The 8,459-nt window shown below is 32.0% G+C and carries 11 protein-coding genes and 2 pseudogenes; 7 read left to right on the top strand and 6 right to left on the bottom strand.

Annotation, left to right across the window (positions count from 1 at the left end):
- The 3 genes and pseudogenes from AALI31_RS05650 to AALI31_RS05640 all read left to right on the top strand — a co-directional run.
- Window positions 1–229, top strand: a pseudogene (locus AALI31_RS05650) (hypothetical protein); the annotation flags it as partial.
- Window positions 230–352: 123 nt separating this feature from the next.
- Window positions 353–1,180, top strand: a complete 828-nt coding sequence (locus tag AALI31_RS05645; protein ID WP_489885548.1) for a hypothetical protein — start codon at window positions 353–355, stop codon at window positions 1,178–1,180.
- A gap of 202 nt (window positions 1,181–1,382) precedes the next feature.
- Window positions 1,383–1,730, top strand: coding sequence for a hypothetical protein (locus tag AALI31_RS05640; RefSeq protein ID WP_489885547.1), 348 nt, complete (start codon window positions 1,383–1,385; stop codon window positions 1,728–1,730).
- A 35-nt stretch (window positions 1,731–1,765) separates the two neighbouring features.
- Here AALI31_RS05640 and AALI31_RS05635 read toward each other — a convergent pair whose 3' ends face one another.
- Window positions 1,766–2,104 carry a helix-turn-helix domain-containing protein gene (locus tag AALI31_RS05635; protein ID WP_489885546.1) on the bottom strand — a complete coding sequence of 113 codons (339 nt, stop codon included), beginning with the start codon at window positions 2,102–2,104 and terminating at the stop codon, window positions 1,766–1,768.
- Window positions 2,105–2,215: 111 nt separating this feature from the next.
- On the opposite strand from AALI31_RS05635, the gene AALI31_RS05630 reads away from it, so the two are divergent.
- Both AALI31_RS05630 and AALI31_RS05625 read left to right on the top strand, forming a co-directional pair.
- A complete protein-coding gene (locus AALI31_RS05630) occupies window positions 2,216–2,842 on the top strand; it encodes a DUF5780 domain-containing protein (protein ID WP_489885545.1) in 627 nt (208 codons plus the stop codon).
- 94 nt (window positions 2,843–2,936) lie between these two features.
- Window positions 2,937–3,287, top strand: coding sequence for a hypothetical protein (locus AALI31_RS05625; RefSeq protein ID WP_489885544.1), 351 nt, complete (start codon window positions 2,937–2,939; stop codon window positions 3,285–3,287).
- A 113-nt stretch (window positions 3,288–3,400) separates the two neighbouring features.
- Here AALI31_RS05625 and AALI31_RS05620 read toward each other — a convergent pair whose 3' ends face one another.
- Entirely contained in the window at window positions 3,401–3,850 is a 450-nt protein-coding gene (locus tag AALI31_RS05620) for a cupin domain-containing protein (protein ID WP_489885543.1), read from the bottom strand.
- A 388-nt stretch (window positions 3,851–4,238) separates the two neighbouring features.
- Between AALI31_RS05620 and AALI31_RS05615 the strand changes: the two genes are divergently transcribed.
- Together AALI31_RS05615 and AALI31_RS05610 are read left to right on the top strand one after the other, a co-directional pair.
- A complete protein-coding gene (locus tag AALI31_RS05615) occupies window positions 4,239–4,691 on the top strand; it encodes a DUF6773 family protein (protein ID WP_489885542.1) in 453 nt (150 codons plus the stop codon).
- 51 nt (window positions 4,692–4,742) lie between these two features.
- Entirely contained in the window at window positions 4,743–5,915 is a 1,173-nt protein-coding gene (locus AALI31_RS05610; protein WP_489885541.1) for a macrolide family glycosyltransferase, read from the top strand.
- A gap of 96 nt (window positions 5,916–6,011) precedes the next feature.
- Here the strand turns inward: AALI31_RS05610 and AALI31_RS05605 are convergent.
- The 4 genes and pseudogenes from AALI31_RS05605 to AALI31_RS05590 all read right to left on the bottom strand — a co-directional run bounded on the left by AALI31_RS05605 (window position 6,012) and on the right by AALI31_RS05590 (window position 8,247).
- Window positions 6,012–6,788, bottom strand: a pseudogene (locus AALI31_RS05605) (ABC transporter ATP-binding protein).
- Between the two features lie 11 nt (window positions 6,789–6,799).
- Window positions 6,800–6,988, bottom strand: coding sequence for an iron chelate uptake ABC transporter family permease subunit (locus AALI31_RS05600; RefSeq protein WP_489885540.1), 189 nt, complete (start codon window positions 6,986–6,988; stop codon window positions 6,800–6,802).
- 197 nt (window positions 6,989–7,185) lie between these two features.
- The gene (locus AALI31_RS05595; RefSeq protein ID WP_489885539.1) at window positions 7,186–7,962 is read right to left on the bottom strand and encodes a tyrosine-type recombinase/integrase; all 777 of its coding nucleotides are present in this window, start codon (window positions 7,960–7,962) and stop codon (window positions 7,186–7,188) included.
- A 3-nt stretch (window positions 7,963–7,965) separates the two neighbouring features.
- Window positions 7,966–8,247 carry an Arm DNA-binding domain-containing protein gene (locus AALI31_RS05590; protein WP_489885538.1) on the bottom strand — a complete coding sequence of 94 codons (282 nt, stop codon included), beginning with the start codon at window positions 8,245–8,247 and terminating at the stop codon, window positions 7,966–7,968.
- Window positions 8,248–8,459 lie beyond the last annotated feature (212 nt).

Here is an 8,459-nt window from a genome sequence, read left to right as displayed (position 1 = left end):
CGAAGCGGTGGATCGGCTGTACAAAGCTACCGCCGAGCGTGAAAGCCAGATGCAGCGTGACCGAGGCCTACGGATTTTCGTCAGCTCGATAGAAGAACAGCCCCTCGTCCTTGAGACCTGGGACGAAGGGCTATGGCTCACGCTGTTGGATACGGCAACGGTACACGCAGATAACAGAATCACATTCCGCTTTAAGGACGGAACAGACATCGAGGTTGGGGCTGAATAAGCCCCGCCTTTTTGCTTTGGTAGAAATTTTCATATTTTTATGATATAATTCTATCGTGATCAATAAAACTGGCACGATATGAGTGTACAGATAACGGCTATTGTAATTTTCGAGGGCATTTATATGGATTTTGATTTGAGAACCACAGATTCTGCGTATTCCTTTGTGCTTGACACTTTGGGAATAACTGGCGAACAATTCATAGATGAATATATAATCGAGTGTGATAGGGATTATGAGCGGTTATGGGAAAAGTATTATAGACAACTAAAACATATCGATGCAAGCAAAATCCGTGTTTGGGCATTCCATATAACTGGAAGTTTGGACCACTGTCAAAGTATAATGCACGAAGGTCTCCGCAACTTACACCATGCTCTTTCATTGGGTAGCAAAATGGCTGATGTATTCCAGAAATGCGGATTGGAGTTTGATGTCGGTAATAAGGTTATGTACTTTAATGGTATAGCGTATAATGTTGATTATCAAAAGTACCGTAATCGATGTAATCTGTATGGAAAAGATGAGTTGTTGAGTAGGATAGCACACCGGTTGTGCAAAGATTTCTGTGTAAACGGGTTTATGTGTAATGACGATTTCCGTTCGTACGGTTTTGACGTTTGTATTCGACCAGAATTTATTCTCGACCTCGTTAATATGTTCCCTGAACTGTCAGAACTTGATTTAGAATGGCGAAGATGCTCAACAAGCTATAAGGTCAATTTCTTTGCATACCTGGACCAACTGGAGAGGTACAATTTCGATCTTGATGAGTATCGTGATCCGCCATATGCAAGGTGGGATGACCTTGACGATAATGACAAGGCTATAAAGTGGATGATTGGACGTGCAATCGACAGAGCCTTTGATGAACTGGGTGATACCTATTTATATGTCCGCTCCAATTTTTATATCCCCGCAGATCAAATTGCTGATTGTGAGAGAATATAGCCTTGGGTGTACAGGGTTTCACTTTCTCCGCTATGGTTTCATTTTTAAGTGAAACCTTTTGAAACCCTGTGAAACCGTATCATTATTATCAACTGTTGCCAACGTTAATACAACATTTATTGTAGGGTATTGGAACTTCTGAAGTTGGAACTTTGGAAGTTCCTTTTATTGCGTTTATATGTACATAATCAATATATAAAATATGGTATTGTATTATTTTTGGAGTTCTGATTATGTAAATGAAAGTGATGAGCTAATAAATAAAATAAAAATATGGATGCAAAATATAGAACCAAATATAAAGGAGAGGGAAATCGATAGAAGGTTTGAAAAACAATTGATCAAATCACTTGAATCAAATCTTAGAATAACCCTAATAATAGATGAACTGACACAAGAACAAAAAGATACTCTTAAAAATGTTATTAAATCATTTAAGTTAAATGGGAATAAAGAAATTGAGTTTAGTTCTTATACTGTTAGGTTAGAACAAAGAATAGGTGGAATAGATGATATCAATGCAAGTTTTGCATTATCTTATCAACAGTAAATAAACATATGTTTTGTTGTAAAAAAAGGTAGTGACTATTTCTGTTTCATAGTTGCTACCTTTTCTATTGCTTTTATTATATCCTCAGTTAATTCCACATAGTTATCTGAAAAATTATTAAGCGTTTTTTGAATAGGATTAGATAATTGTGAGGAAATTACTTTTCCTAAAATGATGTAGTCAGCTGACAAATCAAACCTTGTACATATTTTAAATAAAGTATCCGTAGACATTCCCTTTTTTCCATTCTCAATTTCTGCAAGAAACTGTGGAGATATGCTCACTTGTTCTGCAAACTGTTCCCGAGTCATACCAGATTGCATCCTAATATTGCGCAGGCGTTTTCCTACTTTTTCCAATGATAAATTTCTCATACTATCACCTCAATAATAGCATTATAGCTATTGCTTTTAGCGTATTGAATAAGCTATAATACTAAAGGTACGCTTATGGCGTAAAAGTAAATATTAAGGAGGGGTGTATATATGGTTAAGAGAGTATTTAGAATGTCAGTTATTTTTGTTTTGTGTGCAATGGTATTTTTGGCATGTTCTTCTAATACTAAAGGCGAAAAGAGTACAAGTAGTCTTGTTGATGAAAATGTAATTGAGGACAGTAAAGTACAAACCAATGTAATTCAAGAGGATAAGCTACAAAAGATGGGTATGGAGGAGCTTGATAATTTATTAAGTGAGCAACCGTTATCTGTAGTGGGAACAGAGTATGTTAAGCAAATGTACCCTGATATGCTTCGAGCCATAATATCCAATAATGGTGCAGGAGATATTAAAGATGCATCTATTGCTTTTGTGGCGTGGGATAGTAACAATTTGCCTGTTAAGATTAGATCTAATGTTGATTTTACTAATGGGTCATATGTCAGGGAAGTTAAATACAACGATATAAATTTAGTTAGTGGAAGCACATATGGCGAAGGAAGAGGATTTGCAATTGATAGTTCAAACGATATAAGTATAATTAAAGCAATAGCGATTTCATTTGAGACATTTGATGGAGAAAAATGGGAAAATCCACATTACGATAAATTCAAATCAATGTATGAAGGAAAAAAATATTCAGAGGATATGACAACCGATGTTAAATTAGATTAACTATCCTTTTTAGTATTAGCAAATTTATAAATAAGTATAATTTGAAATACTTTAAAATTGTTAATTATATTTTGTTTTAGGGAGATGGATAATTTTGAAAAGGAGTATATTGCTTTTAATTTCTGCTATACTAGGAGTAGCGTATTTAGTTTATATTGTCAATCATTTTTGGAGAACTATATTTTATTCATCTAGTGGTGTAGAATTGGTTGGTGGGGCATTAGCCACAGCACTTGTTACACCTCATATGTTATCTGTTTGTATTGCAGTTATATTTAATGTTATTGGATGGACCATGAATAAAAGATGGGGTGCATTAGTTGCTGGAATAATGTATGCTGTAGCAATATTGACAATGTTCTTATATGGAATGTTTGTAATTGTGCAAATGGTTTTGTGTTTTATAGCTTTCTCAAGAATGAAAGTTTTGAAAGTAGAATCTTAAATTTAATGAATCCATACTGGGATTTAAGTAGATTTCATTTTGACTAATGTTTTATTTCAATATATAAAGACCTGAATTTTGAGAATAAAATTCAGGTCTTTAATTTTGGAGTTTTAATTTTTTTCAGATTCTTCTTCTTCAGCTATCTTTTTAGTTTTATGCATAGTACCAAAATTATGATTAGGAGGAGCATAAATAGAGTATAGCTTTAAAGGTCTACTTCCGGTATTTATAATGTTGTGCCATGTATTTGCCGGAATTATTGCAGCGTAATTATTATTTACCTTTAGAGTACAATTTAAGTTGGATTTACTTTTTCCAAGAGTAATTAGTGCAAATCCTTCTTCAACTCTTATAAATTGATCGACATTTTTATGCATTTCAATTCCAATATCTCCTCCAATGGGTATGCTCATAAGAGTGATTTGCATGTGTTTTCCGGTCCATAATGTGGATCTATAATTTTTATTTTCCTTTGCAAGCTTGTTAATATTTATAATTAATGCTTCTGGACCGTAGTCTTTTATTTCAGGAGTATGTTTAGTATAAACATCCTTATCCATTTGATTCTCCTACAAAATATTTTCAAATTTAGTATATGAGTATTTACTTAAGGTGGTTATAAGGTTTTGAGCACAAAATTTTATAAAATGCAATTTCTTAATGGTAATTTTTGTGAGATAATGTTTCGATATATAATTGTCTTTTGTTAAATTTGAAAAATAGTAAATTTTATGGTAGAATGAGTGATTCGAAGATTGAGATTTTAGGTTAAGGCACTGTATATTTTTTTAGATTGATTTTGGAAAATTTATAATTTGTTGTAGGGATGGATTTAAATTTATTTTATCAAGTTTTTATTATGAAATTTTAGAATTATACGAATATACCATATAGGGTTTTTTGTATTGGATTTATGGAGATATTTTATAAGAAGGGTGAGAAATTGTAATGAGTAAGGGGCGTAAAGATGTTAAGTCGAAAAATGATAAAATGTATAAGGGTGGATTTTTCATTGGGCTTATAATTTTAATGATTTCCATTTTTATAAAGGTATATTTTAATATGAGGTTTTCGTCTTATTTACCTGAGTTCATAAGTATTATTTCGATGGTTGGGTATTTGACGTTTAAAATTATACTTTCAGGAGAACATGAAGATACTTCAAAAGCCAGAAGAAAAGCTTCAATATTGTTTGCTCTTATAATAGACGTGTTTATAACTGCGATAATAAGCGTAAGGAATTATTATTTATACAGAGATAAATATTTGGGGATATTTGATGTGAATTTTGTTTATTCCATATTAGGTGTTTTTCTGATGTTTGTTTTAATTACGATAATTTTGTTTTGGGTGTTTAATCATATTGCTAAGAGGGCTCAAAATAAGAATAAAGAAGTATAGAATTTAGTTTTTTGTTTAATGAAAAGGGTTTATTTAGTAGTGGAGGAAAGAGTGAATAAAATTGTATTTTTTAGTATTCCTGCTCATGGACATATCAATCCAACGCTAGAAGTTGTGAAGGAATTAGTTTCTAGAGGAAATGAAGTTTATTATTATGCTTATAACAATTTTAAGGAAAAGATAGAAGCTACGGGTGCTAAATTTATAGCCTTTGATGGGTATGATGACAAATTTAAAATTACTCAGAAGGAGTTAGTAGCTGGAAGTAATGATTTGGATTATTTTATAGACCTTATGGTTAATAAAACTCTAGATATAGACGAGATTATTTTTAGGGAGATTGAGAAAATAAAACCAGATTGTATAGTTTCTGATAATTTAACGATTTGGGGAAAGATGATTGCTTTAAAGTTAGATATCCCATTGGTTTGTTCAAATGCAAGCTTTGTGTTCAATGAGCATTCTGCTAGAATCTTAAGATATAGTATCAAAGATTTAATTTCCGTTATTGCATCAATACCTAAGGCTAATAAAAATATAAAAAAGCTAAGAGATAGAGGGTATCCAATCAAAAGTGTTTTGGACGTTATGAAAAATCACAAAAATATACACACTATAGTTTACACATCTTCAGAGTTTCAACCATTCTCGCATACTTTTTCAGATAAGTATGTGTTTGTTGGGCCTTCAATCCTTCCAGCTAAATCGAGTATTGAAAAAACTAGAGACAAGCTCATTTATATTTCAATGGGAACAGTTAACAACGACTTGAGTCTATTTTATAAAAATTGTATAGAGGCTTTTAAGGATAGTGAGTATCAAGTTATTATATCAGTTGGTAATAGTGTTGAATTAGACGAGTTCAAAGTCAATAGTGAAAATATTTCTATCTTCAATAAGGTAGATCAAATTGCTGTTCTTAAAAAAGCTGATGTGTTTATATCCCATGGAGGTATGAATAGTGTTAGTGAGAGTCTTTATAATAAAGTTCCTTTAGTTATGTTTCCTCAAATTATAGAGCAAAGAGGAGTAGCTGAGAGGGTTAAACAATTGGGAGCTGGAAGAATACTTTATGGAATTACACCTAGGCATATTAGAAGTGCTGTAAATAAAGTTATCAACAATGTTAAATACTACAAGAAAGCAGAGATCATATCGGAAGGATTTAAGAGGTGTACAGGAGCAAAAGGGGCTGCAAATAAAATTTTGGAAATGTGTGGTTAGGGTTTGTTATAGATTAAATATTTAAAAAGCGTAAAGGGTTTTATTCCTTTACGTTTTTCCGTTTTTTAAAAAGGATGAAATTGCATATTTTGAAATTTACAAAATCGATATCGGAAGAACCGAAGTATATTTTTTATCGTTAAGGTAAAAATCTTTTATCTTAACATTTACACCAAAGGCTTTTTCTAAATTGTTCTCTGAAATTACTTCACTTGCATAACCAAAAATACTTGAAGTGTCTCTATTTAAAATAAGAGCTTTATGCAAAATAGAAACTGCATGTTCAGGATAGTGAGTATTCACTATAGACGATATTCCTTCTTCTTCACAAAGGTTTTTAATCGTTTGGAGAACTATTAATTGATTTTTAAAATCTAAATTTGATTCTGGCTCATCTAAAATTAAAAGTTTAGGTTCTGAGGCTAGAGCTCGTACAATTAAAACCATTTGAAGTTCCCCACCACTGATTTTACTACAGAGCTTTCCGCTTAAGTATTTAATCCCAATGCGATTTATACAATTTTGTGCAATTTGTTTATCTTTTTTACCAGGTTATTCTAGTAATTTTAAATGACTATTTCTTCCGAGTAAGACCATTTCGTCTACGGTATATGAAAAGACCGAATGTTTTGCTTGTGGCACATATCCTATACTGCTCCAAAGTTCTCTGTGAGTCATTGTTTTGATATTTTTATTATCTATTAAAGTTTCTCCATTTTTCCATTTAAGCAAACCCAAAGTGCATTTAAGCAGAGTCGTTTTTCCAACACCGTTTGCACCTAGTATAGAAAGAATTTCGCTCTCATTTATGTTAAAGTTAATGTTATTTAATATTTTTTGACCGTTGCCATAATTAAAACAACCATTCTTCACTTAAAAATTCATTAGCCAATTTCTCCAGTCTTTCTGAGAAGAATTATAAAGAAAGGAGCTCCTATGACTGCTGTTAAAGTAGAAATTGGAATTTCCGCAGAAGTCGCACTCCTTGCAATTGTGTCTATTATTATCATAAAAATAGCACCAAAGCCTATGCTAGCAGGAATAACACTTTTATTATTGTTTCCGAAAATCATTCTCGAGATATTAACACTCCGGTCGCTAAGCTCGCTGAACATGCAGGTTGAGGCAGTATAAAAATGAGAAAATTTAAAATAAAAAAATAAAAACGGGAAACTAACGTCTTAAGGCTTATTATTTGCAGCTTAGGAGCGACGTAAAAAGTTTTCCGTTTTGTTTTTATAAATTTATTAATTAATTTACAAAACAGTAATCAAAATATACTTGATAATTTGCGGAAAAGTTGTATCTCGTAATCTTGTAATACATGAGTATAAGTTTGCAAGGTAAATGATATATTAGTATGACCTAATCGCTTAGATATGACCTTGTAATTAACATCCCTGTTTAGCAACAGAGTTGCGTGAGTGTGCCTTAAGTCGTGGAATCGTATATGTCTTATATTATTTTTTGAGCAAAATTGTGAAAAATGAGTGGACACGGTGTGTGGATGGGCAGGTAAATTGGCATTAGACGAGCTTGGGAACACATATTTAGATGTTCTTTTTTTATATCTTTTTTTGAGCAGATCTAGACTGTTATCTAACAATGCAACATCTCTAATACCTACAGATGTTTTGGGCGTCGAAAATCCAGTATATCCCTTAGATGATACGTAAGACTTATCTATTGTTATAGTCCGCCGGTCAAAATTAACACAATCCCAGGTCAATGCAACTACCTCACCTCGCCTAAGACCAGTCTCCAGAGTCAATAATACTATATCATAATATTTAAATTCTTTTAACACAGGTAGGTATCTTTTAATTTCCTCCTCTGACCATACGTTTCTCCTACCCCTAACCAATCTCGGCTTAGCGATATCACTAAATATATTGTAATTGAGCATTTTGCGTTTGCACGCAAAACTAAATACATATTTCATTATTTCAAAAATTTTACATTTATAGGCTGCTGAATACCTGGATATACCCACGTACAAAAAATTATATATATCATCTTGTGTGATTTTTCTGATATCCCTATTCACGCACTACATAGCATTAATAGCGATATCAATAACATGCTTGTAACCTATAATTGTAGTCTGTTTAAGTCCTCGATTATAGCAATCAGCTAAAAAAGCCCTACAGACAAGCTCAAAACTATTGTCACTATTATCACAAGATTTGCGATTATAAATATCAGCTGCTTCTATGCATGCTTTTTTTGTTTTAAATCCACATTTTCTCTTATATTTCTTCTTACCACTCTCATCTTTGCCTATATAGACACAATATTCCCAATTTTTATCAGATTTCTTTTTCACAACCATAATACACCTCACACAGTCCAAAAGTTTTTTTTTCGAAACATATATCTTATTTTAACGTTTCATTTACCATTTGTTAATATAATATTTAAAACTAAAACTGTGGAAAACTATGTTGATAACTGTGTGGATAAAAATTAATTAGACACTCTAGAATGTGCAGATTTAGACATTGAGTATCCAAATTTGGACACTCTAAACATATATAAATATAA

Source organism: Anisomitus miae (SeqCode) (genome assembly GCF_054906395.1).
This window is presented reverse-complemented; position numbering and strand designations above follow the sequence as displayed.

Excerpts from the sequence above, each read along its gene's own strand:
- AALI31_RS05640 (WP_489885547.1), top strand. The coding sequence starts at position 1,383 with ATGGTATTGTATTATTTTTGGAGTTCTGATTATGTAAATGAAAGTGAT.
- AALI31_RS05600 (WP_489885540.1), bottom strand. The coding sequence starts at position 6,988 with ATGATTTTCGGAAACAATAATAAAAGTGTTATTCCTGCTAGCATAGGC.
- AALI31_RS05590 (WP_489885538.1), bottom strand. The coding sequence starts at position 8,247 with ATGGTTGTGAAAAAGAAATCTGATAAAAATTGGGAATATTGTGTCTAT.
- AALI31_RS05635 (WP_489885546.1), bottom strand. The coding sequence starts at position 2,104 with ATGAGAAATTTATCATTGGAAAAAGTAGGAAAACGCCTGCGCAATATT.
- AALI31_RS05615 (WP_489885542.1), top strand. The coding sequence starts at position 4,239 with ATGAGTAAGGGGCGTAAAGATGTTAAGTCGAAAAATGATAAAATGTAT.
- AALI31_RS05645 (WP_489885548.1), top strand. The coding sequence starts at position 353 with ATGGATTTTGATTTGAGAACCACAGATTCTGCGTATTCCTTTGTGCTT.
- AALI31_RS05620 (WP_489885543.1), bottom strand. The coding sequence starts at position 3,850 with ATGGATAAGGATGTTTATACTAAACATACTCCTGAAATAAAAGACTAC.
- AALI31_RS05630 (WP_489885545.1), top strand. The coding sequence starts at position 2,216 with ATGGTTAAGAGAGTATTTAGAATGTCAGTTATTTTTGTTTTGTGTGCA.